This window comes from Halobacillus halophilus DSM 2266, from assembly GCF_000284515.1.
Classification (GTDB): domain Bacteria; phylum Bacillota; class Bacilli; order Bacillales; family Halobacillaceae; genus Halobacillus; species Halobacillus halophilus.
This window is the reverse complement of the sequence record NC_017668.1, coordinates 3,617,796-3,643,207: the sequence shown is the minus strand read 5'-3', so window position 1 is coordinate 3,643,207 and position 25,412 is coordinate 3,617,796. Positions and strand designations below refer to the sequence as shown.

At 37.1% G+C, this 25,412-nt stretch carries 24 protein-coding genes and 1 riboswitch; of the genes, 20 read left to right on the top strand and 4 right to left on the bottom strand.

The window, feature by feature from the left end; genetic code table 11:
- The first annotated feature begins 16 nt into the window (after positions 1-16).
- The 12 genes from HBHAL_RS17925 to HBHAL_RS17870 all read left to right on the top strand — a co-directional run bounded on the left by HBHAL_RS17925 (position 17) and on the right by HBHAL_RS17870 (position 10,368).
- Positions 17-355 (top strand): DUF5592 family protein, encoded by a 339-nt coding sequence (locus tag HBHAL_RS17925; RefSeq protein WP_014644927.1) that lies wholly within the window; start codon positions 17-19, stop codon positions 353-355.
- Complete coding sequence (locus tag HBHAL_RS17920; RefSeq protein ID WP_014644926.1) at positions 352-1,011, top strand: hypothetical protein; 660 nt, start codon at positions 352-354, stop codon at positions 1,009-1,011. The genes HBHAL_RS17925 and HBHAL_RS17920 overlap by 4 nt, the downstream gene beginning before the upstream one ends.
- Positions 1,012-1,014: 3 nt before the next feature.
- Complete coding sequence (locus HBHAL_RS17915) at positions 1,015-2,937, top strand: VirB4 family type IV secretion system protein (protein WP_014644925.1); 1,923 nt, start codon at positions 1,015-1,017, stop codon at positions 2,935-2,937.
- 2 nt (positions 2,938-2,939) lie between these two features.
- Positions 2,940-4,040: a lysozyme family protein gene (locus tag HBHAL_RS17910; protein WP_014644924.1), complete on the top strand. Its 1,101-nt coding sequence runs from the start codon at positions 2,940-2,942 to the stop codon at positions 4,038-4,040.
- Between the two features lie 15 nt (positions 4,041-4,055).
- The gene (locus HBHAL_RS17905; RefSeq protein ID WP_014644923.1) at positions 4,056-4,634 is read left to right on the top strand and encodes a hypothetical protein; all 579 of its coding nucleotides are present in this window, start codon (positions 4,056-4,058) and stop codon (positions 4,632-4,634) included.
- Positions 4,631-5,497: a hypothetical protein gene (locus HBHAL_RS17900; protein ID WP_014644922.1), complete on the top strand. Its 867-nt coding sequence runs from the start codon at positions 4,631-4,633 to the stop codon at positions 5,495-5,497. The genes HBHAL_RS17905 and HBHAL_RS17900 overlap by 4 nt, the downstream gene beginning before the upstream one ends.
- A gap of 247 nt (positions 5,498-5,744) precedes the next feature.
- Entirely contained in the window at positions 5,745-6,002 is a 258-nt protein-coding gene (locus tag HBHAL_RS17895) for a hypothetical protein (RefSeq protein WP_014644921.1), read from the top strand.
- Positions 5,999-7,162, top strand: coding sequence for a MobP2 family relaxase (gene mobP2, locus HBHAL_RS17890; RefSeq protein WP_014644920.1), 1,164 nt, complete (start codon positions 5,999-6,001; stop codon positions 7,160-7,162). Before HBHAL_RS17895 ends, mobP2 begins: the two co-directional genes overlap by 4 nt.
- A gap of 10 nt (positions 7,163-7,172) precedes the next feature.
- A complete protein-coding gene (locus tag HBHAL_RS17885; protein ID WP_014644919.1) occupies positions 7,173-7,601 on the top strand; it encodes a hypothetical protein in 429 nt (142 codons plus the stop codon).
- A 40-nt stretch (positions 7,602-7,641) separates the two neighbouring features.
- The gene (locus HBHAL_RS17880; protein WP_014644918.1) at positions 7,642-7,923 is read left to right on the top strand and encodes a hypothetical protein; all 282 of its coding nucleotides are present in this window, start codon (positions 7,642-7,644) and stop codon (positions 7,921-7,923) included.
- Entirely contained in the window at positions 7,910-9,403 is a 1,494-nt protein-coding gene (locus tag HBHAL_RS17875; RefSeq protein WP_014644917.1) for an ImmA/IrrE family metallo-endopeptidase, read from the top strand. The genes HBHAL_RS17880 and HBHAL_RS17875 overlap by 14 nt, the downstream gene beginning before the upstream one ends.
- Positions 9,404-9,462: 59 nt before the next feature.
- Complete coding sequence (locus HBHAL_RS17870; RefSeq protein WP_014644916.1) at positions 9,463-10,368, top strand: toprim domain-containing protein; 906 nt, start codon at positions 9,463-9,465, stop codon at positions 10,366-10,368.
- A 93-nt stretch (positions 10,369-10,461) separates the two neighbouring features.
- Here the strand turns inward: HBHAL_RS17870 and HBHAL_RS17865 are convergent, their stop codons facing one another.
- Together HBHAL_RS17865 and HBHAL_RS17860 are read right to left on the bottom strand one after the other, a co-directional pair.
- Positions 10,462-11,472, bottom strand: coding sequence for a hypothetical protein (locus HBHAL_RS17865; protein WP_014644915.1), 1,011 nt, complete (start codon positions 11,470-11,472; stop codon positions 10,462-10,464).
- Entirely contained in the window at positions 11,465-13,387 is a 1,923-nt protein-coding gene (locus HBHAL_RS17860) for a DUF3696 domain-containing protein (protein ID WP_014644914.1), read from the bottom strand. The genes HBHAL_RS17865 and HBHAL_RS17860 overlap by 8 nt, the downstream gene beginning before the upstream one ends.
- 1,152 nt (positions 13,388-14,539) lie before the next feature.
- Here HBHAL_RS17860 and HBHAL_RS17855 point away from each other — a divergent pair.
- The 4 genes from HBHAL_RS17855 (at position 14,540) to HBHAL_RS17840 (ending at position 20,582) form a co-directional block, all read left to right on the top strand.
- On the top strand, positions 14,540-15,697 hold the full coding sequence (locus tag HBHAL_RS17855; RefSeq protein WP_014644912.1) for a hypothetical protein: 1,158 nt from the start codon (positions 14,540-14,542) through the stop codon (positions 15,695-15,697).
- A 376-nt stretch (positions 15,698-16,073) separates the two neighbouring features.
- Positions 16,074-16,310 carry a hypothetical protein gene (locus HBHAL_RS17850; protein WP_014644911.1) on the top strand — a complete coding sequence of 79 codons (237 nt, stop codon included), beginning with the start codon at positions 16,074-16,076 and terminating at the stop codon, positions 16,308-16,310.
- Between the two features lie 382 nt (positions 16,311-16,692).
- Positions 16,693-18,675 (top strand): ATP-dependent nuclease, encoded by a 1,983-nt coding sequence (locus tag HBHAL_RS17845; RefSeq protein ID WP_041601446.1) that lies wholly within the window; start codon positions 16,693-16,695, stop codon positions 18,673-18,675.
- On the top strand, positions 18,672-20,582 hold the full coding sequence (locus HBHAL_RS17840; protein ID WP_014644909.1) for a UvrD-helicase domain-containing protein: 1,911 nt from the start codon (positions 18,672-18,674) through the stop codon (positions 20,580-20,582). Before HBHAL_RS17845 ends, HBHAL_RS17840 begins: the two co-directional genes overlap by 4 nt.
- Positions 20,583-21,084: 502 nt before the next feature.
- Here the strand turns inward: HBHAL_RS17840 and HBHAL_RS21660 are convergent.
- Together HBHAL_RS21660 and HBHAL_RS17835 are read right to left on the bottom strand one after the other, a co-directional pair.
- Positions 21,085-21,249 carry a hypothetical protein gene (locus HBHAL_RS21660; protein ID WP_162470916.1) on the bottom strand — a complete coding sequence of 55 codons (165 nt, stop codon included), beginning with the start codon at positions 21,247-21,249 and terminating at the stop codon, positions 21,085-21,087.
- A 40-nt stretch (positions 21,250-21,289) separates the two neighbouring features.
- Positions 21,290-21,508 carry a hypothetical protein gene (locus HBHAL_RS17835; protein ID WP_014644907.1) on the bottom strand — a complete coding sequence of 73 codons (219 nt, stop codon included), beginning with the start codon at positions 21,506-21,508 and terminating at the stop codon, positions 21,290-21,292.
- A 134-nt stretch (positions 21,509-21,642) separates the two neighbouring features.
- On the opposite strand from HBHAL_RS17835, the gene HBHAL_RS17830 reads away from it, so the two are divergent.
- The 4 genes from HBHAL_RS17830 to ribE all read left to right on the top strand — a co-directional run bounded on the left by HBHAL_RS17830 (position 21,643) and on the right by ribE (position 25,408).
- Entirely contained in the window at positions 21,643-21,864 is a 222-nt protein-coding gene (locus HBHAL_RS17830; protein ID WP_014644906.1) for a WYL domain-containing protein, read from the top strand.
- Positions 21,861-22,202, top strand: coding sequence for a YolD-like family protein (locus HBHAL_RS17825; RefSeq protein WP_014644905.1), 342 nt, complete (start codon positions 21,861-21,863; stop codon positions 22,200-22,202). The genes HBHAL_RS17830 and HBHAL_RS17825 overlap by 4 nt, the downstream gene beginning before the upstream one ends.
- Before the next feature lie 1,177 nt (positions 22,203-23,379).
- A riboswitch (FMN riboswitch) is annotated at positions 23,380-23,529 on the top strand.
- A 132-nt stretch (positions 23,530-23,661) separates the two neighbouring features.
- Positions 23,662-24,777 carry a bifunctional diaminohydroxyphosphoribosylaminopyrimidine deaminase/5-amino-6-(5-phosphoribosylamino)uracil reductase RibD gene (ribD, locus tag HBHAL_RS17820; protein ID WP_014644904.1) on the top strand — a complete coding sequence of 372 codons (1,116 nt, stop codon included), beginning with the start codon at positions 23,662-23,664 and terminating at the stop codon, positions 24,775-24,777.
- On the top strand, positions 24,758-25,408 hold the full coding sequence (ribE, locus tag HBHAL_RS17815) for a riboflavin synthase (protein WP_014644903.1): 651 nt from the start codon (positions 24,758-24,760) through the stop codon (positions 25,406-25,408). The genes ribD and ribE overlap by 20 nt, the downstream gene beginning before the upstream one ends.
- The last annotated feature ends 4 nt before the right edge of the window (positions 25,409-25,412 follow it).

Below are 25,412 nucleotides of genomic sequence, written 5' to 3'. Positions count from 1 at the left end.
TTTTGTTTATTAAGGAGTGATTTTATTGCAATACAAAATTCCCTCTGAAATAGGAAGTGAGTTGAAGATCAACCGTCTCTTCTACCTTACAGATTTACTGGTAGTACTCATTCTGGGAGGCATAGGGTTTACCTTCCGGTATGTCGTCCATTCTTCTTTCGTTTGGTATTATGCGATCTTTTGGATTGTATTGATGGTTGCTTGGTTGATCCGACCCAAAACCAATCCAAAGCTGCGGATGGCCAAAGCATTGTTCTTAGCCGTGACGAGAGACCGAGTGACTTATTGTGCTATCGATAAAAAAGAAAACGAGTATTCAAAAGATGAAGAGTTACGAGGGGAGGACTTTACATGAAAAATAAGAAGAAACACCACCCTTTCTTCAAAGAAAACAGTCCCGATAAAATGGCTCTTTTTGATGAACGAAAAACTGCTGAGAAAAAGAAGAAACAAATAAGTTTGAAAGCTAATAAGAAAAATAGAGAGGTGGCCATTCCATCCATAGCGGAGATTCTTCCCATTCAGGACATGACTGAGGAAGGATCCTTTCATCTACAGGGGGAAATGGGCTATATGGACGTGATGCAGCTGCAGAGTAAAGATATATATTCACCATCTACCCAGGAAACCGAATATGACATCATGAAGACGGCCAAGTTCTTCCAATCGTATGCGCCCGATATCAAGATCGTCTCCATGAATTTTCCGGTTAATATGAAAAAGCAACTCGATGCGATTAATTACAAGATTGCTCAAAACAAAGCGCCTCTCTATGAGCGCTTTTTAATTCGAAAACGAGAGGAACTTCAATTTTTGGAGACCTACCGGACGAATAGAGAGTTTTATCTATTTATTTATGCATCTAGCCTTAAACAGCTTACTGAATACAGAAACAATTGTAGGCGCTATCTCGGACGAGTCGCTCCCACTATGGAGTTAACCGATGAAAAGAAGCTCGATTTGCTCTATAAGCTTTATAATCAAAATTCCAAATTAGAAAAGAGGGGTTAAGCATTGTTCTCATTTCTAAAACAGAAAAATGATACCGAAGAAATCCAAGAAAAAGGCTACAATCCTTTCTTGCTTGCTCATATCCAACCACAAGGAGGGGTTAAGTTCCAAGAATCTTTTATTCGTAAAGGAGATGGTTATGAAGTTTGTGTCCATGTGTATGCCTTCCCTAAAAATGTTTCGGACTTTTGGCTAGAACCTATTTTCAATATGGAGAATGTCATTACAACGATGGATATTGTCTCGGACGATCGTTACAAAGTCCGGGATGGTTTAAACAAAGGGATGGCTGAACAGAGTTCCCGAATGATTAATGAAAAAGATAATGCTGGCATTATAGAGGCACAAAATAACTACGATGATTTGAGGGAGCTTTACAATCAGGTCTCTGAGGAAGGGGAAATCATTAAACGTGTTCACCTAAGACATTATGTAAGTGCGCCAACAAGAGAAGAGCTGGAAGATAAAGTGAAAGTCGTCTTATCGACATTACAGGACGAGAATTTCAGAGGATCTATTTTCTTAAACGAACAGGAATTCGAATGGAAATCGCTACTCACGAATTATACCGAACAATCCACTTATCGAAACAAGAGGGAAGGTCATCCGATACCCGCCTTAGGGTTAGCTGGTGGCTTTCCTTTTCATTTTACTAGCTTAAACGATCCTTTTGGTACCTTCTACGGGACGACATTGACAGGAGGAAATGTGGTCTTTGATCTCTTTCATAGAGATCAGCAACGTAAGAGTTATAACGGAGTCATGGTGGGAGCGATGGGAGCAGGAAAGTCTACCACGCTTAAGAAAATTATGCTGGATAACGCGATTAAAGGCTATAAGGTTCGGACGTTTGATGTCACAGGAGAATTTGTAGAGTTAACGGAAGCTTTAGGCGGAAAACAAATTGCGCTTGATGGGTCAGATGGGGTCATCAACCCTTTGCAGGTATATCAAACGGCAGAAGATGAATATACCTCCTTTACTCAGCACTTATCCAAGTTAACGACATTCTATAAATTCTTAGCCCCTGAAGCGAATGATAGTGAATTGAAAGAATATGAAAATCTATTAAGAAAGCTCTATGAAAATCTTGGCTTATGGAACGATGATTCAAAATCAAATATAACCGAACTTGCTGTTGAGGAGTACCCGATCTTTACCGATTTTCTTGCCTTTATCGAAGAACAACTCTATGAAAATATCAAGGAAGGAAAGCAAAGAGAAAAGTTGAGTCAGGAAAGGAAACGACGTCTGGAAAGCATCGAATTAAACATTCGGAATCTTGTAGAGACTTACGCGCACCTCTTTAATGGCGTATCGACCATTGAACACTTTGATGAGCAACAGGTCGTTACGTTTACCCTGAGGGGCCTATCTCAAATGAGAGCCGAGGTTTTCCAAGCGCAATTGTTTAACGTTCTCAACCTCTTATGGGACTCCATGCTAACGAATGGTTCACCTCAGTTTGATGCTTATAATCGAGGTGAATTAGCTTTTGAAGATGCTGTACGATATCTCATTTTAATGGATGAAGCTCACCATATTATAAACACAAAGAAGAAAAGTGAGAGTGCTCTCGATTTCCTTACCAAGTTTAGTCGTGAGGCCAGGAAGTATTTTGGTGCTCTCCTCTATGCCAGTCACACCATTCGTGATTTTGTTCCTGAGGGTTCAGATCAGAGTATGGTAGAGGAGATCAAGAAGCTTTTTGAACTGACCCAATACAAAATTATTATGCAGCAGGATAGTAATAACTTAGAGATGATGCAGCAAATATTCATGGGGCAATTAAGCCAAAGTGAATTAAAAGATATCCCTTACCTACAAACAGGAGAGACGATGTTAAGCATCCGTGCGGTGGAAAACATTCGTTTCAAGGTAGAGGTATCAGATGAAGAGTTAGCGTTGTTTGGAGGAGGTGCTTAAGGATGCCTTGGTCCCTTCTCCTTGGGTTAGTTCCTCGGAAAGTATGGCTATGGTTAATAGGTATTCTGGTAGCTCTTTTCCTTCTACAAATGCTCTTATATGCATCCGTCATCACAGGAGTGATCGGTTATCAAAAGTCTTCCTCTAGTGAGGATGTGCGGTCCGTAGACGTCGTGAATGGAACAGCGCAAGTTTCACCTGCATTAGAAGAGTATCGGCCTCTGTTTGAAGAGTACGCCGAACAGTATGGAGTGTCCAAGTATGTGGAGCTTCTCTTGGCCAAAACGATGCAGGAATCGGGTGGACGAGTAGATGATGTCATGCAAGCAAGTGAGTCTCTTGGTCTACCGCCAAACACGATTGAAGATCCAGAAAGAAGTATCAAGGTTGGTATCCGATACTTCTCGGAGATGCTGGAAAAAGCCGGGGGAGATATTAAGCTAACGCTTCAAGCTTATAACTTCGGTGGAGGATTTATTGATTACGCCAACGAACACAATAATGGGGAGTACAGCAAAGAGTTAGCCATCGAATTTTCAAGAATGAAATACCAGGAATTGAAACACACAGGCATGTATTCATGCATTCGACCGGAGTCCGCAGAAACAGGAGCTTGTTATGGCGATATTGGTTATGTGGAGGCTGTATTAAGTTACCTTATAGGCGGAATTATTGAAGCCGATTTACAACCAACGGGAGACTGGGTGATGCCCATTGAAGGGGCTCTTACCCAAACCTCCGATTACGGTATGCGTTCCGATCCCTTTGATGGGACACCGGATATGCATAGAGGAATAGACTTTGCCTGTACGAATGCCGTAACACCTATTCAAAGCGTCGATAACGGCCAAGTGGTAGAGGTGGTAAGAAAAAATTCTGGTTACGGAAATAACGTTCTAGTGAAACATGAAGAGGGACTTTATAGTCACTATGCCCATTTGTATGCGATAAGTGTACAAAACGGAGAGATGATCCAAAAAGGTTCAGAAGTAGGCAAGTGTGGTACGACAGGAAACTCTACAGGACCCCATCTTCATTTCGAAGTCATGACCAAAAACCAGTATCGTTCGGACGTGGACCCTGCTCCTTATCTGGGGCTTTAAGAAAGGAGAACATGGATGAAAAGACGGGTTCTTTTTGGTGTGTTTGTCGCTCTGTTAATCATTCTCACATCTATGAATATATATGCTGCACAAACGATAGCGAATGACGATCTACAGAAGGAAGTGCAACAATTAGAAGAGAAAAACGAAACGATTATGGAAGAAAAAAAGGAATTAAAGAAGACGTTACAAAAACAGAAACCTGCGGACATTCAAGCGAGATATAACGCTTTAGTGAAGCAGGTTTCTACGTTTATAGAGGTAGTCTTTCAACAGGATAAAGAGACCTATCAAGAAAGGAAAAAGGAAGCACCCAAGATGATGAGCAACGATTTAGCTGCAACCTTCTTTCCTACAGAGACCTATAAAGGAGACAGGAAAACGGAGGTAGAGGAAGTAGAAATATATATCAAAACAGGTAATCTCACAAACAATCAAGCAAGCGTGTTCGTTCGATTTAAACACACTCTTTTATCTTTGCAGAGTGATCAAAAACAGGTGTCTCCCGTGTTCCTCCATATAAAAGTTCATAGGGAAGAAGGGCATTGGAAGATAACAGATTTCCAACATGTAGAAGAGGGAGGCTATTCATGAAAAAACAAACGAAACTCATCACGGAAGGGACCTCAAAAAAATATCTTATGGGATTAAGCGTCATGGCTATGGCGCTTCTTTTTTTCTTGTTTTCAGGTTTTATCTTTGGTGATGAAGAGCAGAGTAAAGTTCAGCAAACGCCTGTCAATGAACCTCTAAACTTACAAGGATCAGGTGAATTGACCATTAAGAACTGGGTTTATAATCCAACGAAAGAGTTGATGATTGTCACCTTAAATCTCAATAAATCAACCACTTTATTAGATGAAAAGTTAAGCTTCACGGCTCAGGAAAAAGAGCATCCAAAACGTGATCTTCCGACACAAGTAGAGTATAACGATGAAAGCAGATATGTCATTAGCATTCAACAGGTAAGTCCTTCCTTTGATGTTATGGCCTTAGATGTAAACAAGGAAAATACCAATACGCTTTTAACGAAAGAGAATGCTCAAAATTCCCTGAAAGGGGGTGAGGAAAAGAAAGAGCTGGCACGGATTTATACCGATCAGCGTGAAGTGGAAATGGACAAGCAATTAAGCATTTTAACAGAGCAAAAGTATGAAGTGGCTGCTGTATCTGAGGAAATCGAAGAGGCGAAAGAAACAAGGAAAGAGAAGAAGAAACGTATCCAATCCATTGATGAACGGATCAAAGCAATTGATCAAAAAACCGTTGAATTAGAATCAGAGCTTCTATACGAAACAAAGGAAGAGAAAAAGCAAACAGAGGCTCGAATTCATCGTCTGGAAAATGAAAAAGAGCAGATCAATCAAGAGGCAGCCGAGCATGAATTAGCCATTCAAACCATCAAGGATAAGATTAAGATGTTAGAAGAAAAAAGGGAGATGCTATCAAACGAATAAGGGGCAGAGATTTCGCTACAGTCAACACAGTGTCCACACATCTCTTGTGCAGGGACCACACATCATGGTGAATACACGAATGATTGTTCCTATTTTAGACGCACAGCGACCGCACATCTGGAGAAATTCTTGTTCCCTCGTTTTGCCCGGCTCTGCCGGGATTCACACGCCAAGTGGGAACAAAAACCCCTTATGCTCTTCTCTTTATTCTCTAGTTTTAGGAACTTGATCAAAAGGAGTGATTGGTATGGAAGTAAGAATTCGTTATATGGATCCAAAAACCGTTCAACGAATTGACGAACTTGCGGAAGAAAAAGGATTAAGTCGGCAAGAGTTTTTACATGCTCAGTTGCATCAGTTGGCGGTCTTTCGAGAAGAGAACAATCGTGAACAAAGATTGCAGCAATTAGTCGACCGCAACATTCAAACAATGGCTCATTGTTATACAGCGATTCGAGAAATGAACGATCTCTTGCAGATTGAAGAACCAGGTGAAGAAGCATGAGTGAAACTGTAACACCTGGAGTAGTATTAAAAACAAAATTCGTGACAGCGAACAAGAAAGGATTTCAAGATTATGTGCAATACGTGGATCGGGAGGAAGCTAAAGGAAAAGGGGAAGCTCATCGATCCATGTTTAGTTTATATAATCACTATATGGACGATCCGGATAAAACATCTGCTTTGTTTACTCAACAGTCGGATCACTTATCTATAGAAGGAAAACAGGGAATCAAATCATTATTCGAACAGGCTCAAAAGAAGAACAGTATCATGTGGCAAGATGTCATTACATTTGATAATGATTGGCTTCAAGAACGAGGTGTTTATGATTCAAAAACCCACACCTTGGATGAAGATGCTTTGAAGCAAGTGACAAGAAAATCCATGCAGACCATGATGAAGAAAGAGGGATTACAAGAGAGTGCTGTTTGGTCGGCAGCCATTCACTATAATACTGATAACATTCACATTCATGTGGCCACAGTCGAACCAAACCCGACTCGTGACCGTGGAAAGCGAAAGCCTAAAACTCTAGACGCGATGAAAAGTGAAGTCGTGAATGGATTATTAGATCGAACACAAGAACGGGATCAAATAAACTCGTTGATCCGGGACCATATAGTGAATGAGAAGAGAGAGAATAGCAACATGAAATGGAGCAATAGAGAAATGAAGCCTTTGTTTCTCGAAGTATATAATCACTTGCCTAAGGATAAACGACAGTGGCACTATGGCTATCAAACGATGAATCCTATTCGACCGAAGATTGATGAACTAACGACCAAATATTTAGATAAGTATCACCCCAAAGAAATGAAGCAGCTGCATAATAAACTGGATCAAGAAGTGAACGAACTAAAACAGGCTTATGGGGATGGACCTAAGGATAAGAAGCGATATGAACATTACAAACAAAACAAGTTGGATGATCTCTATAAACGAATGGGCAATGCGTTCTTACAAGAAATGAAGCAGTACGATTACCAGCAGTATCCTAGACAAACGTCCAATACAAAGCACCCTTATAAGTCCATGCCGTCAGGAATTCAATTGCAGCGTTCCTTAAGGAGTATTCAACGTTCGATGGGACAAACCTATGATCAGTTTATCAATGATATGGATCATCAGAAGTTAGAACGAGAAATTGAAAAAGAAAGGTAGGGGAATATGAATGGGAAGGCGTCAAAATGTCACGCTCCATGAAGAGACGATAGCGTTAATCAATGAGTATCAGGAACAGCATCATATTCGTTATCCTGGTGAAGCTTTAGACCGTATGATTGGCGAATGGGAAGCACAGAAGACAACCGACCACTCACAAGAATATCTCTTGAGTCTGATGGCGCAACGTTTCCAAGAAGTGTTTTCTGAAGAGGTGAAACGGTTGCGGTTAGCAGCCAATCGAAGCGATAAAAATACACAAGTCCTTCTGGAATTAATGAATGGTTTTGCGATGGATCAAAACTTAGAAAGTTGTGTTACGACACCGATCTTTGAAAGCCAAGCGATGAAGGATGCGAGACAAGCGGTGGAAGAAAGAATCAGTCATCAGCGACAGAAGAGAATAAGTGCCGGAGAGACTCAGCCAGCATCAAGCTAATGGAATTCATGAGGAATGATCTAACAAAGGAGTTGAAGGAATGCTTTCGTTTAATAACGATTATGAAGTAGGGGTGTTTAAGCGTTTGAGTGAAAGTAATGAGCTCGTGATGGACGTGGGACAGGAGGAATATACCATAACGTTAAGTAATGAGGAAATGGATGATCTTGAGCAGCATTTAGTGAATCAAGAGAACCTACTCATTCCTTTTCATAAGAAAACAAAGGAATTGATATTAAATTTAGAACCAAATTACGATGAAGAAGAAATGGAAGAACTCATGAACATCAGTGAGGGAGCTGAGGATCATGGCGAAGACTAAACGACCCTATAAACAGAAATCACCGGAAAAGGTCAAAGAGGAGATCAATCGACTGACAGAGGGGATGGAAAAAAGTATTTCAAACCACTTTCATTCTCCCGAACAAATGAAAGAGTATCTAGACTTTATGGGGAAGTTCCACCGGTATTCTCCACGCAATACAGCACTCATTGATTCACAGTTTCCGGGAGCTGAAGCTGTAGGTTCCTACGCCTTCTGGAAAGAGAAAGGGTTCCCTGTAAACAAAGGAGAAAAAAGTCTAAAGGTTCTTGTACCTAACCGATTAGGCCAGCAGTTTCAAAATGAAGAGGGCGAATGGAAACCTTTGAAATATGCGACAAAAACAGAAAAGCAGCAAGTCAAAGACGGTCAACTCGATAAACGAGATGGCCGTCTTGTTTATTCTACCGGCAATGTGTTTGATGTTTCCCAGACAACGGCCACTCAAAAAGATCTACCTCAAATCTTTCCTAACAAATGGATCGATGGGAAGGTTGAAAACTATAGTCAGTTTCGACAAGGGATGGAGACTATAGCAGAGAAAAATGACATTCAAATTGTAGAACCTTATGAAGAGTTAGGAGCAGCTAAAGGAGTAAGTTATACAGGGAAAGGAGAAGTCGCTCTTAATCCGCGTAACTCTGAGCGACAAGATACAAAAACTCTGTTACATGAACTGACTCATGCCAAGCTTCATACAAAGGAAAACATAAATGAATACACCAAACCCGAGAAAGAATTTCAGGCAGAAATGACAGCTTATACGGTTGCTTCTTATTTTAATATTGATACCAGCGATTACTCATTAGATTATCTGCATCACTGGACCAAGGATCATGAATTTAAAGACCATGAAAGCTTATTACAAGAGGTTCAGTCAACAGCTAAAGAGTTTATTACAACAATTGAAGAATCTATGGGCCAAGAAAAGGAAGGGGAGAAAGATATGAGTGTAAAAGAACCCAAACATGTAATGGAAGAAGAGAAACAAGAAAGAGAGATACTACCTTCAGAAAAGCTTCGGGAAATGTACAGAAGCCAAGTGAGTAAGGCTGAGAAGGATAGCGGGCCCTTTGGTAAGGAAGAAAAGACCGAAGAAGAATATTCACATCAAGACTACAAAGATGCATATAAGAAGGAGCTTATGAACTTTATTGAACCAACCGTAGGAAAAGAGTTAGACAAAGAAGAAAACAATGACCGGCAAGACCGTTTAAATCAGATGCGTTCCTTTCAAGAGACTCACAGTAAAGAAGAGGTGTATCAGCTTAAAAAAGAATCTCTACAAGAATTAAAAGAACTACCATTAACGGATCGAGGGGAGCAGCGACTATCTCAAATCGAAAGTAAGCTTGACCGAGAGTTCCTTGAAGAGAAAGAAAAAGAAAGAACCACTTCCGAAATGCAGAATGGAAAGGGGAATAAGGAGGCTTCACAGCAGAATGAAAAGCAAAAAGAAAAGATAGAGGTTGAACGCTAGACAGGGAGTTTTCTCCCTGTCTTTTTTTATATCTAAATTTAGAAAGGAGGAAGTGCTGCATGGCCAAACATGTAAGCGCGGATCAAGTGGAGGTTGCTCGGAATGTGGATCTCATAGACTATCTGGAGCGTAAAGGGGAGCCATTGAAGAGAGAGGGGAGGTACTACCGACACCAAGTACATGATAGTTTAGTGATTAAAGACCAAATGTATGCCTGGAACTCCAGAGACGAGAAAGGAGCTGGGGTCATTAACTTTGCCAAGATGTTTTATGGGATGAGCTTTCCAGAAGCTGTGATTGATCTGAATGAGCAAGGTTATAAAGTGAAAGACAATTCTCAAGAGCAAAAGCCTAAGGAGCCTTATCAATATCCTTCACATTATGAAGTGAACGATAGGACAAAGGCTAAAGATTATCTAACGAATGAACGGAAGATTCATCCTAAGATCGTTAATTGGCTTGAAAATAAAAATTTAATAGCACAGGACAAGCTCGGAAATGTGGTTTTTAAGTGGAAACAGCAGGGAGAGATCGTAGGAGTAGACCGCCAAGGAACCAGTCCAATGAAAGGTGGACGAATGTTTAAAGGTATTGATAGGAACAGCCATGGTTCGGGTGGGTTTTCAGTAGATATTGGAAGACCTAATTCCATTTACCTTTTTGAAAGCCCGATTGATGCACTATCGTATTGGAGTATTAAGAAAGAAAAACTGCAGAATACTCGGTTAGTTTCCATGTCTGGGCTTAAGCGGCAGACCATGATTGATGAAGTCAAACGGATGGGCAAGGAAGGTCATCAGGTGAAGCAAATAACATTTTGTACGGATAATGATAAGGCTGGAAGGGAGTTTGCAAGTAATTATTACCGGCTAATGAGTAAAGAAGCATCTAAAGTTGAAATACCTACAAATAAAGACTGGAATATAGATGTTAGGAAAAAGAAAGAGTCAGAAATAGAAAGGTAGAGAATAGATTTTGTAACCAATTAATATCTATTTAAAAAAAGTGTCTGGAAATTTCCAGACACTTTTCATTTGCTACTAGAATTACGGTAAACGTTAATAACTAGGTGATGGAATATTCATATCGTTATGGACTCCTAATTGTGCAAATTCTAAATGGTTCCCCTCTACCCAGTAATGTAAATGAAATTCTTGGTCAATATCTCTTCTTAAAGCTTTCTTATTTTTATATGTTTTCTGCGAAGAATTACCACTACGAGACTCGCGCAAAGAGTGTACTTTATGGAGATTCTGGTCCAAAATCGCATCAGCGATAGATCTTAATAATGAATTTATTTTAGATTCTTGATGAGTAAAATTATATTTTCTCATATTTATGTGGAATTCGTTACCTAGATTCCATTCTTTAAAACTATTATTATGAGTACAAGTATATTGACAAGTATAAATTTTAACTGCGTATTCATATTCTTCTTTTGAACGTGCATTCTTCCATATGGTAATAGGATCAATGTCTTGATAAATTCTATTTACATCACTAAGTGCAAGAAAGTCCCCTTTGTAAGTTAGAATTTCATGCTTAGAAATTGAATGGTCAGAGGATTCAATTTCATGGATTTTACCTTGCACAGTAATAGTTTTTTGCGATAACTTTTTTGTTACAAATATAAAATTATTCCCCTCCTCTTGCGCTAGAAGTATGCACAATGCTATCTTCTCTAATTCCTCTAAGTAAGGAGTTTTTCTATTATTACTTATTTCTACAGGGCTAAATATTACGTTTTCATAAAGTATATCTTCAATTTGTAATAAGTTTTCAATCGTATTTGACTTTAGTATTTTTTCTATTGAGCCTACTATATCTTTAGGTTGTATCATTCCTGTTAGACCAAAATGATTTAATAATTTTTTTACAGGGTCCCATTCAGGGTATTCCAATTCGAATGCTAGTAAGCTTGACGTCTCTTTGCTAGTAATTAGTTTTAGATTTTGCTCGGAAGCTTCAACAACGTCTAAAAGTCTATATACATATTCTTCAAATTCCTCTAATGAATCACTGCTATTCGGAAGCGCAAGGATAAGTGGGTCAATAACTGTTTTAATCATTTATCTTACCACGTTCCTTTCTTCTTTTCTGCATTGCTGCTCTCAAAATAGCAGCAGAGTTCTCCTCATTTTCATCAAAAAATCCTTTTGGCCAGTCTTCAATAACACCATATCTATTTATCTTTACTGGGTTATATATAGACTTTCCATCTTCCTTCTCAACAAAATACATCATTACATTATCAGAGATAAAAGAATCTTCTGACACAACTGATCTATATCTAAGTCTATTTACCATATATTCACTATGTGATTCTACAATACACTGTTTATTTAATTGAATCATTGAAACAAAGAAGTCGGCTAGTCTAGTTTGGACGCGTGGATGTAAATGTAATTCGGGTTGTTCGAATATTAATGTTGATCCTTTATCTGCAAGGAGAGATAACACTAGTATTGGAAGGACTTGACTGACTCCCACACCCACATTTGTCAAATCATGGTAATTATCATTGTTGTTTGTTGAAACTTTTAATTCATGTCCAAGCTTACCCTTATCGACAGTTTTCACATTAGTAACAATCCCCATATATCTAAGCCATTCAAGAACAGCCTGTATTAAGGAGTTTTTCTTAGGTGAGATATCTCCTCCTTTTTCTAAATCTTCTGGAGATAAATAACTAACTTCTGTGCCCTTATGTATCTCTAATACAGCTGCAGTGTGTTCGCCTCTAAAACCAACGTCCATAGAGTCTGTAGCTCCAGAGTGAGGATAGACTGGTTTCGGATCATCTCTTAACGGACCTAGATATTTTACATTTTTGGAAAAGAAATTCCTGACATATGCCACACCAGCTTCAATTGGATCTGGTAGGCTCGTACTGTCTAATTGATAAACATCGGCTTTATCCCTAGTTAACACTGATAATAAATTTGCTTCTTGTTGTTTAAATCTACTTTCTAAATCTGTTCTTTGATTTCTTGTTAAAGACATTATATATTTTCTGAACTTCCTAAGTGTAAATTCATTTAATAATTCCTCATAATTACCAGCAACTACTTTTTTTTGAATTCCTGACAGATTTGATTGAAATAATGTACTGTTAAAATCTTTAATCTCTTCCATAATAATATTTATAAATTCAATGTTACTGCCACTTTCCAAGCTATCTAATGCTACACGTCTTCTATGTCTTGAGTAGTAAGTTCTTTCTGAATTGATAAATAAATCTATTAAACTTTTAGCCGTTTGATATGTTTCGTTATAAACTACCCCTAAGCCAAGAGGCAAAAAATGATGCATTTTAGATCCGGCTAGTTTTATTTTTTCTTTACCTTTTCCTTCTGTGTAAGGGAAAAAAGGAGTATCCTCTACATCAAAGTTGGTCTTTACTTCATATTTCAATAATTGTTCATCAATTTCCGTATCCCTAATCTTGTAATCTTTTTTCCGTTGATCCACAGATAAGTTGGATTTATTGATACTTAAGTTATATTTCGGTTTATTGTCCTCTTTGTCACTAGAGGTGAATTCTATGTGAACTTCACTAGATTCTAAATCGGGATGTAAATTGGTTATCTCGTTATCTTCATTCTTATAAAAGCTAAACTTTGAACTTACTAAACTATTCTTAATATCTTCTACCATCAAACTATCAGAAAATAAAAACCTGTTCCAATCATCACTTGTATCAATATTAAGGTCAAATCCTATACTAATATGTTGGGTGTCATCTATTATTGAATGATTGGATAAAATATCATCAAAAGTTCCGAGTTTAATGATGTGACCATTAAGTATTATTGACTTGGAGGAGATACTATTTTGTATAGTTTGTGCTGTTAACAGAATACTTTGAAGGATAGTGCTTTTTCCGGAACTATTTGCTCCTGTGAAAATTGTTAATGGTGATATTTCAAGTTCCGTTTCTTCATAGATCGATTTAAAGTGTTCAACTGACCAAGTTTTAATCAAAATATAATTCCTCCATATTTTTAAATTTTGAGAATAACATATACATTGTTTCTAGTTATTAATGAAAATTGTTTTCTGTACTATAGAAAAATAAACATGTCAAAACTACTCGCCAAAATAGACTGTAGAAATATATACTTCTATACTTAAATTAAAAATCCTCCATAATTTTACAATATTTATTGCGAACTATTACAGGAAATACCGTAAGAATCAATATTAAGTTTATAGGCAGAATCATTTGCTGATCCGTCATATGCTTCGAAGAAAGCTTGAGGTGATGCTTGATTAAGAAAGTCTTCACATTTCATGTCTGGACCAGATGGGTTATAAAGTAGATAATGGAGTATTAATAAAGAAAAACTACACAATACTCACTTAGTTTCAGTGGTGGGGCTTAAGCGGCAAACGATTATTAATGGAGGTAAACGGATGGGGAAGAAAGGTCATAAAATGAAGCAAATAACCTATTGTGAGGATAATGATAAGGCTGGAAGGAATGTTAGAAATAAACTAAGAAATTAATGTCAAATAAGTTAGTTAGTAATTATTTTAATAGTATTTTAAACCATCACAACAAATGGAGGTAGTAACCCCTAATTGTAATAAATGTAAGTTGAGCTATAATAAGTAAGAGGACATAGAAGTATTCATTCCTGAATTGGAGGCGCACTCTTAGATTAGTTCATGATGATTAAGACTTTAGTTTTTCGTTGTTTTGAGTAACATTATTTAATAATATCTAAGGGAATCCTTGGACGCAATTATGCATTTTTACTATGAAACCATTAAATTAGACTTTAAACAAATTTTAGTTATTGAATAATTATAACAAAAGGACCATCGAAACAACTTAAGGTCATTTGAGAATTTGTCGCACCTGCCTAAGAAATGAATGACCCGACCAACGCGGTAATGAGTCAGGGCTCAGTGAAGATAAAAGTTCTGTCTATGAGGCTTGTTTCTGTTACTATCGTTCTCATAGAATTTTAATGGTTTCAGGTCGTACCTGATCAAACCTAATATGATACAACTTCTCAAAATAGTGGTAATACGTTTCAAACGATACTAAAAGATCAAAGTACTCTTCAAAAGGGGTCCTTTACTTTTATAATGGAAGTAAAATTCATATAATTAACTATTTGGTTTAGCATGGAGGGGAGTAAAATACAAAGAATCACATTAAATTATGAAGACTTTTGTAGAAAAATCTCTTGGTTCAATGAAGAGGAATTTCAAAATTTCTGCAGTCGATTCCAAAAAGTAATGAATAGACGGTTTAAAGCCACAAAAGCAATTGGACCAGAAGGGGATCTGGCTAATGATGGAATTATCGACAATACCAAAAGACTGGCTGTTTATGCTATTCATCATGATACCATGAATAAAGACCATGCTATTGCACTAAAAATGAAATCTGATTTTAATAAAATGATGAAAACTAATCCATTAACTTCTACGATGGTCTTTATGACAAGAACTACAGAGGGAATGGGGCCAAAAGTTCAAAAGATGAAAGAATACTTGGAAAGTGAAAATTACTTTAAGCATTTGTATCTAGAATATGAAAAAGAGCTGAAAGAAAAAGGAAAAATAAATAATATACCATTTTCGGCTTTTCCTTCCAAAAAGATTGAATATGTAGACTGTTTTGATTTATTTAATTGTATGGTCGATATTAATAATGTTATTACATGGGAGTACTTATTAGATAATCAGATAACCCTGCCAACTATTTCAGAGTTACCTAATAGACAACTTGATGATTCAGCATTTATGTCAGAATGGTTACAGGCAGCGATAATTAGATTTGATAATATAGAAGCCCCTATGCCTATGAAAGTACAAGAAATTAAGGTTCTTAGAGATAATCTCTTAGAAAAAATAAATCGAGATCTAAGAAAGTACAAGGTGAAAAATATAAGCGAAATTCCTTATGAACCTTGGAGTATTCTTGCTATATTAACACCAAACAGTGAACACTCCCATACTTTTTCCCCTTCTTTTGAAGTCCCTGATGCATGGGGAACTGAGGATGTTTCAGAAATTAATTTAACACCAGGTATATTACTTTCGATAGTTGATGTAATTATGTTTTGTGTTAAAACCTTTAAAAAAGAAGAGGAATTGTTTATCGATTTATTTTTTATTGCTTACAGAATAATTTACTCAAGAAAGATTAAATCTGAAAATCCTAAGATAGATGAACATAATTTGATTCAAATTTATCAAGAATTTGTATTGAGAACTTATCAATGGAAGAAGCTCTTTACAGAGTGGCTAGCTAATCAAACAAGTGAACAACTTTAAGGCAATTAAATATAAAATCGAATGTAAATATCCCCAAACTTTTTAACAGCTATTAAACGAAAATAAGTAAAGTTACACTATATCTATATAGATTGGACTAAACACACCCCTCGAATGTTTTTTAAAATTCTTAATTCAGGTATTTATATAAACTTTGGCTTTAGATAGGTTACATTTACGGGCATTGGTTGGCACTCTTAATCCTTAATTTTTTAATTAATGCACTTTTACGATCGTTTCTAATTTATTCACTTTTCCGATCCTCCCATCCGCTAATATTCAGACCTTTTAAGTTTAACGGATGGATCAAGAACTGTTCAAAGCTATAATTAAAATCTGTCCTGCTTGATCTAGCAGTTACCTTTAGGAGGAAATTATGGAATTCAAAGAATATTTAATGCGAAAACATGAGTTAAAGGTAGGTGAAAGGAAAATAAAGGAAATATCAGTACAACAATATATTAATAGGTTGGAAAACATGCGTCGAGATGGAATATATAACGAAGAAAAACATATTGATAACATTTTGGAAAAGAAGATCCATGAGCATTATCGTGATTGGAAAACATACTTAAAAACAATTGAACACTACCTTTCTTCCAAGAACTATTAATCAAATTTTTAAGATTAGAATAATTGAGGTCTTAAATCGATCTTTTTAGGGGGGCATGAAGGGTTTATTTTTACGATGGTCTGACGGTTTTGGATAATAAGTTGCTCATTTACATTTATTTCCTTTTATTTATTGTACTGGATTAGAGCCTTATAACTATTGCTTTCCCAGTTAAAATAGATACTATTTTCCTTTATTAATCTAGGTGAATCCATGGGCGGCGTTCCATCAAAATTAAAGCGTTTATCTAGCTTGCTTGAATCTATCTGATAGGTTCAAGCTTTTTTTGTACTGATGCTAATGATGGAAATAAATTGTAGGACTTTAGTAGATAAGGTAAAATGAGGGTTGTAAATGGTAGAAAAAGGATGGAGGTATTAAAATTAAAATAACTTCAGTAACTTTAAAAAATTATAGGTCCTTTGGAGAAATACCACAAAAGGTTCATTTAGATAACATAACAGCTTTAATAGGTGGAAATAGTACGGGTAAAACAGCTTTGATAAGTTCTTTAGTAAGGTTATTTGGCCAAAAAAATTCAGAAAGAACCCTTATTAAAAGTGACTTTCATATACCACATAACATATCACCAGATGATATAGAGGAAATCAATCTATTTATCGAAGTTAGAATTGAGTTTCCTGAATTAGTTGCAGAAGATGAGTCTAAAACTGACAGTGTGCCACCCTTTTTCAGACAAATGATAGTTGATAGGCCTGGTGGCATACCTTATATGAGGATTCGTTTAGAGGGAAAGTGGATACAAGGTCTAACACCAGAAGGGGATATAGAACAGGATATATATTATATTACTGTACCAGAAGGTCAACCGGAGGAAGAGGCACAACAGCCGATCCCTGTACATCAAAGAAATGCTATTCAATTAATATATGTACCAGCTATGAGAGATCCAATGACTCAGTTAAAGAATGCGTCGGGTACTATACTATGGAGGATACTACGAAATATTGAATGGCCTGATACAATTAATGAGGAAATTAAAGAGAAAATGGGTCCTGTTATGGAGCTGTTTAGTGAAATACCTGACGTGAAGAGTGTTAAAGAAACGCTTAATAAAGAATGGAATAGTTACCACAAGGATCCTAGATATAGTCATACTGATTTAATGTTTAGTAGTACTGATTTGACTTCAATTCTTAAAAAGGTAGAAGTACACTTTTCTCCAAATGAGGATGGAAATTCATCAACAATAGACAGAATGGGGGATGGTTTAAGGTCTTTGTTCTATCTTACATTAGTTTCTTCCTTATTGGAAATTGAACAGAATATGGAAAGTGATGTAAAACCAGCATTAAACATTTTAGCAGTAGAAGAGCCGGAAAATCATGTATCTCCTCATTTACTTGGTAGAGTGGTAAGCAATTTATCTAACATATCAAATAAAGAGAATTCCCAAGTAGTTATTTCTTCACATAGCGCTTCAATTATAAAGAAAATTGATCCTGAACAGATTAGACATATGCAGATAGAGAATCATAATTCAATTGTTAAAGGTATTACATTACCTGATAAGCAAAGTGAATCTTTTACTTATATAAAAGAAGCAGTGAAAGCATACCCGGACCTTTATTTCTCTAAATTAGTAGTTTTAGGTGAAGGGGATAGCGAAGAAATTGTAATGCCTAAGCTGTTAAGCGCATATGATATATATCCTGATGAAACTAGTATTTCTATTGTTCCATTAGGAGGCAGGCATGTGAACCATTTATGGAAGTTACTCAATCAGTTGTCAATCCCTCACATCACATTATTAGATTTAGATAGAGAAAGGTATGGAGGGGGATGGGGTAGAATAAAATATGCATTAAAGCAGTTGATTGAAAATGGACATGACCCTGAGCGGTTACTTAGTGTAATAAGAAATGGGGACCCGTACACATACACGGTTGAACAGCTAGAGGAGTTCCATGAGAGAAGTAATGAAGAGGTTGAGAATATGGAGTGTTGGATTAGTATATTAGAATCCAAGAATGTATTTTTTTCAAATCCATTAGACTTAGATTTTTCTATGCTTAAATCGTTCGAGCAGCAATATAAAAGCACAATGACCTATGGGCCAAGAATTCCTGACGAAACAACCGATGAATATACTGAGAAAAAGGAATCATCAATTCAGGCCACCCTTAAGAGTGAGAAAGCTAAGGGTGTAACATATACAGAAGAAGAGAAAAAATTGATGATATGGTATAATTCACTGTTTTTAGGTAGAGGAAAACCAAGTACTCATATTGCTGCATTGAGCAACTTAGGAAAAGATGAATATTTAGAAAAAGCACCTTCTGAGCTGAAAAGCTTAGCTGAACGAGTCAATGAGTTATTGGTTGAAAATAGAGGAAGCATATGAGTTTTATTGTTCCAGAAAATTGGAAGCCGGCAAACAACATGGTACTTGAAGAGGCAGCTTATCAGTCAGTTAAACATGAGGGGAATTTATCAGTGGCCGCTGGTCCTGGAGCAGGAAAAACTGAACTATTAGCCCAAAAAGCAGGTTTCTTATTGGAAACAGGCATCTGTAAGCCGCCCCACAAAATATTGGCTATTAGTTTTAAAGTTGACGCAGCAAAAAATTTAGAAGATAGGGTAATCAATCGTTATGGTAAAAGCTTAGCTAAAAGATTTGAATCTAGAACTTTTGATTCGTTCGCTAAAAGTTTAGTGGACCAGTTTTTATTTTCATTACCAACAGATTATCGTCCAAGTAGTGACTATGATCTTATATTAAGACCACAAGATCTAACAAATATAATAAAGGAAAACCTAACAGAATCTAATCCGTATTTTCCAAATTGGTATTACGAATTTACGCCATCAGTATTTCAAAAGAAATTGGTAGAGGAACTACCAAAAGAAGTACAAGAAGATGACCTATATTCTTGGTTAGTGCATCGATCTTGGGACCTATTAATAAAAGGAAAGTCTAATTTAAATAGTTCCCTTACATTCCCAATGATATCATTGCTTGCTGATTGTTTATTAAATAATAATCCGATGCTTATCAGAGCTATTAGAGCAACATACACTCATGTGTTTTTAGATGAATTTCAAGATACAACAAAATTACAGTATACCTTGCTCAAAACTTTATTTGAAGGTTCCCGAAATTATATTACTGCGGTTGGTGATGAAAAACAGAGGATAATGGGTTGGGCAGGTGCCCTTCCGGATGCTTTTGGTACTTTTAAAACTGATTTTACTTCAAAAGAAAAAAGGTTAGTGAAAAATTTCAGATCAGCCCCAAAATTAGTACAAATACAAAACGTGTTATCCCAAAACCTTAGTCCCAACAATGTAAATGTTGAAGTGTCAGGGGAATGGGATAGCATGGATGGATTCTGTGAAATTTGGAATTACGAAAATCACATTAAGGAAGCAACATCAGTAGCAAGGGCAATAAATAATTGGATAAATATAGACAATTTAGAACCAAGAGATTTTTGTATTATTGTAAAGCAACAAGAACATATTTATTGCAAGCAACTAATGTTATCACTCGAAGAATTAAATATTAGCTCTAGGTTAGAAAAGGAATTTCAAGACCTTCTTTCAGAAGAATGCGTAGAGTTAATGATAAACTTTTTAAAATTGTCATTACCAGGTTCTAAACCAAAGGTATGGTTGGATACTATTGACTTCATATCCACTGTTAGAGGAGGAGAAGAAAAAAGCAATTATGATGCTTTATATAACCTTGAACAAAGAACGTCAGAATTTGTAGATCGTTTGTCTGGGGAATTAGAAAGAATTAAAATACAAAATAACCTTGAAGAGGATATACATTCACTTTTACAAAATATAATCTCTTTTGTAGGGTCAAATAGGCTAAAAGCATACTTCCCTAAGTATAGAAAGTCAAGGTACTTAGATGAAATAGTAAAAGATACCGCAAATAAACTTTGGCAATCCCTAAGCAAACAACGGGATTGGGAACTTGCAATCAGAGACTTTCTGGGTGATTTTAGTGTTCCAATTATGACAATCCATAAAAGTAAAGGATTAGAGTATAATACTGTAATCTTCCTTGGGCTTGAGGACGGTGCCTTCTGGAGCTTTGGGTCCCAAACTGAGTCCGATAAGAAAGCTTTTTTTGTTGCTTTATCAAGAGCTAAGGAAAGAGTAATTTTTACTTTTAGTAAAGCAAGAGAAGTGCTCCATTATAGGGAATTAAAGTACTTACCACAGGGCCATCAAAATATTTCACAATTATATGATTTGTTAAGTGAGGCAGGTGTTCCGACAGTAAATTTTGATTAATACTGGAAATGAACTTCTGTTATGTTAGTCAAAAAGCGCTGGATCAGTTGACATACTAAATGACATACTCTTGCTCATTTTTGATCATGTTTTAATATACTAAGCAAGTGCCATGCGCTGAGAAAAATTGAGCTCCTTAATTGATTAGTATGTTATTTTTCTCTATTAATACTGAAGAATCCATGGGCGGCATGATGTAAGGTTTAGCTGCCCTCAAACCTTCTCATGAGTTAAATTACATTATAGAGCATTGTCATTTTAAAATAATCATTTTTGAGGAGTATCAGAATTTTTAAAGCTATAAAAGGTAGTGGCTCTTTGATGTCATGAGTTTCCCTTTTTGTGGAATTATGCATCCGATTAAATACATTTTGAAGAGCACTATGGTATGAATATTTCAGAAAGAATAAATCAGATGATATAATAATTAAATCCTTGCTTACTTTTATAATTTTTCAAAGCAAGGATAGAGCCTCACCTTCCGCCAAAGGTGGGGCTCATTTTAATGTTTTATACCATTTTCCATACTTAGTTTCTCTTCAAGATGAATGATTTTTTTCTGCTGAGTATAGATATATTCAACCATAGAAGTAATGACTTCATCTACTCCAGGTTCTACATTATGCAGCTTTAATTCTTCGGACCATGCTAAAAGTTGCTTGACCATAGGTTCCATATTATCACCTCGTTATCTTCAAATGAAATTTTTAATACCGCAGATTATAACCTTCCGTAACTAACTCTTTCCTTAATTCTACATAAGCCTGTTGAGAGTTTTCTAGCATATCTCCCAGTTCACTTATATGCTTCTTCTGGCTAAGGAGATTCTCACTCATGGCATTGAAAACCTGTAGCACATCAGGTTCCAAGTTGTACTTTTTCAATTCTGCTTCCCATTGATTAATACGTTGTTTTAAATTCTTCATTAAAATCACTCCTTTACTTTATTATCGTGACTTCACACAATTTTGGTGTCACCATTTTAGAAATAATGTTTATTTATTTTTCTCTAATGGTATAATAAGAACAAACGTTCGTATTATATACAGGAGGTAATAACATGAATGGACTCATGGAAAGAGCTGTTATAAGTAAACAAAGGATTGAAATGGTTTATATTTCTTCAGAAGGCGACATGTCGCAGAGAATGGTCCGAGTTTTGGAGGTAAGAGAAGGAACTATTCTGGCGTTTTGTTTAGCTCGAAGGAAGGTGCGCACTTTCAAACGTGATAATATTCTTTCCGTATTCCCTCCTAAGCGTAAAAAGGAGGCAGCCCGATGAGTAACGGACCTAATGATCGTGGTACTATAAAGTGGACATCATTAATGTTGCCGGAACATGTTGAAGCAATTCAGAAACTCTGGAAAGAAGATGACCGAGTGGAGAAAGCCATTCTGGATGGGCAGCAGCTAGAAGAACTTGAGTTTGCTTTGCAACGAGCAAGGAGGGACGATCTCCCAGTAGAGATTAAACACCACAATGGCTTTAATTACAGTAGCACCAAAGTAAAAGTGTTGAATCTAGATCCAGGAACACGAAAGATACGATGTTTAGATATAGAAGAAAAGATAAATACATCACTGTCTTTTGAAGATATTTTTAGTGTCGAATTTCTGTGAAATATGTGCTTTGTGACTTTTGAATAAAATGTAATAAATTTTTATAAAACTGTGTTTTAATTAGTTAGACATTATTGTGATGGGAATTTAATGCATCTTTGATCCAATATTTAGCATTTTTAGAGGTCCTTACCGTTTGCGGAACGCGCGTAATTGGTATAATATATAAATAGATAACTTGTCCAGCTTGTTCCACGTTATCCTTAAAGACACCGGCTGTATGCTTTGTCGGGCGACAGTTCCGAGGTCGATGCATCTTTAAGAAAAGCGGGAAAAAGCTAGAGACGACCTTTGACTTCGCTACAGTCGAGGATGTTTCTTATAGAAGAACGCTGCGTACGGGATGATGACCTGACGTAGCGTTTTTCTTTTACATAAAAATGAGTTTATTACATACAATATAAAAAAGCCTTCACACATAAACAAAAGCATGTCCCCGCCATCGATATGTGGTACAAATGAATGATGAGTTCTCCCACAGAGCCAATGCTCAAGATGGTGCTAATATCTTACATGCTTTAATTGTTTACTTGTGTGAAGACTACGTTAGGGACTATAGGAATAGTTTAACGATTTCCACTGCGCAACCGACCACGAATGCGATGGCGCCGCATCCGTAATACAAGCGTTGTAATGGCGATAACTTGCCTCTTCGCTTGTCCACGTTATCCTCCCCCTTTCTCGATGAAGGAGTCACGGGGGCTTTTTGGCTCTTCTTAATATTACCAAATTTATGAAAACATAATCAATCTATAATTTAGTCTTGCAAGGTTGCTTTTCATTGAAAACCTCTAAAGTATAAGAGATTATAAAAAATAAAAAAATTTTAAAAAGCCCTCAATCGAGGGCTTTTTATTTATCCTCTTCCCATCTCGCAATGGTATATTGCTCTATTAGGTATTTCTCACACCCGGAAGTCTCACATTTATGACCGTACTTTTTAGGTTCCCACTCCATAAAGCTATTCAACGGATAGCATATTAGAGTGAAACAGATTTCACGAGTACTCTAAGTTAATTCATATTCTAGCCTAGCTATGTTGTTGACGAATTGTTGACAAAACTCGTCAACAACAATCAAAATTAATCCTAATTAAACCAAAAATGCTCTTATATAAACCTAAAGAATTGCGAGTTCATCGCATTTCATATATATTAATAGTAATACAACAGAATAGAAAGTCCTTCGGGGTCGGGTGAAAATCCCAGCCGGCGGTGATGAACAATCGTTCTAAGCCCGCGACGGGGAAGAAGTGTCAAGCACTCTTCCTCCTGATTTGGTGAGAGACCAAAGCCGACAGTTACAGTCTGGATGGGAGAAGGATGTGGAGCATGTCAAGGTACCAGAGAAGTAAACTCGTACCGTTTATTTGGCATTTGCAAATCAAAAGTAAAATAAACCCTGGGGAAGTATGTCTTCTTCAGGGTTTATTTTTTATTCATCGTAAGGAGGCGGGAACATGAGCCGTGATGAACAATATATGAAGACAGCGATTCAGATGGCGGGCGAAACGGTAGGTCAAACCAGCCCCAATCCATCTGTTGGAGCAATAGTTATCAAAGATAATGAATTGGTAGGACTGGGCGTACACGTGAAGGCTGGAGAAGCTCATGCAGAGGTTCATGCTCTCCAGATGGCCGGAGAAAAAGCGAAGGGTGCAGAAATCTATGTGACTCTTGAGCCTTGCAGCCACTACGGTAAGACCCCTCCTTGTGCCAAAGCGATCATCGATGCCGGTATTAAGAGGGTGGTTATAGCATCACATGACCCAAACCCAGAGGTTTCAGGAAAAGGTATAAATATGATGAGGGAAGCCGGCATTGAAGTTGAAACCAATGTTTTAACGGAAGAGGCGGATCGGCTCAATAAGGATTTCTTTCACTTTATCCAGACAGGGGAACCCTATGTACGCTTGAAAGCGGCCATGAGTTTAGACGGAAAAATTGCAACAAGCACAGGTGAAAGTCAGTGGATTACAGGAAAAGAAGCACGAGAGGACGGGCATACCTATCGTCATATATCGGATGCCATCCTTGTAGGAATTCAGACAGTCTTGTCAGATGATCCTACCCTGACTACCAGAATAGAAGGAAAAGGAAATAATCCGATTCGTGTGGTTTTCGATTCCAATCTCAGGATTCCATTGTCCTCTAAACTTATTCAAAATCAGGAAGCTCCCACTTGGATTTTTACTGGTAAGCATGCCTCAAAGAATATGGTCCAAAAACTTCAGGATGTAGACCATATTAGAGTTATTCAACAGGATGTAGACCAGATAGACATCCATCAGGCTCTGCAGTATTTAGGAGAACAAAAAGTGACTTCCTTACTGGTAGAGGGCGGAGGAACCATTGCTGATGCTTTTGTTCGAGCTGGAAAAGTAGAAGAAACCATCACCTATATCGCCCCTAAACTGATTGGAGGAAAAGACGCATCTTCTCCAGTAGCAGGAAAGGGGATCAGCGAATTGAAAAACGTACCTGATTATCAGGTAGTATCCAATGAACAAATAGGAGAAGATATAAAAATTGTGTCTGTAAGAAGGAGAGAAATCAATGTTTACAGGGATTATTGAAGAGATCGGCTCTTTACATTCTATTAAAAGTAAAACCGAGTCTCTGGAACTTAGTATATCTGCGGAGAAAGTGCTATCCGATGTGAAGTTAGGAGACAGCATTTCAATCAATGGCGTCTGTTTAACTGTAACCAGCTATACAGACCGTTCTGTAGAATTTGATATTATGCCTGAGACTTATAGAGCTACAAATCTAAGTGAATTAAAGCAGGGGAGCCCCGTGAATCTTGAACGGGCCATGGCTGCCGGTGGCAGATTTGGTGGTCATCTTGTATCCGGTCATATTGACGGGACGGGGACCATTGTTTCAAAAAAACCTGAATCAAATGCAGTTTATTATGACATTGAAATGTCGGAAGAACTTATTCATTATTTTGTTTATAAAGGTTCAATTGCAGTAGATGGTACGTCTCTAACCGTGTTTGGGGTCGAAGGCAGCCGCGTGACGGTTTCCCTTATTCCTCATACGATGGAACATACCGTCCTGGGGCAAAAGGAAACCGGAGATCGTGTGAATATAGAATGTGACATGATTGGTAAGTATGTTGCTCATTTTTTAAAGGGAGATCACTCAGCGCAGCCGAAATCGACAATGACCAAACAGTTTTTGTCTGATAACGGATTTGCCTAGAAAA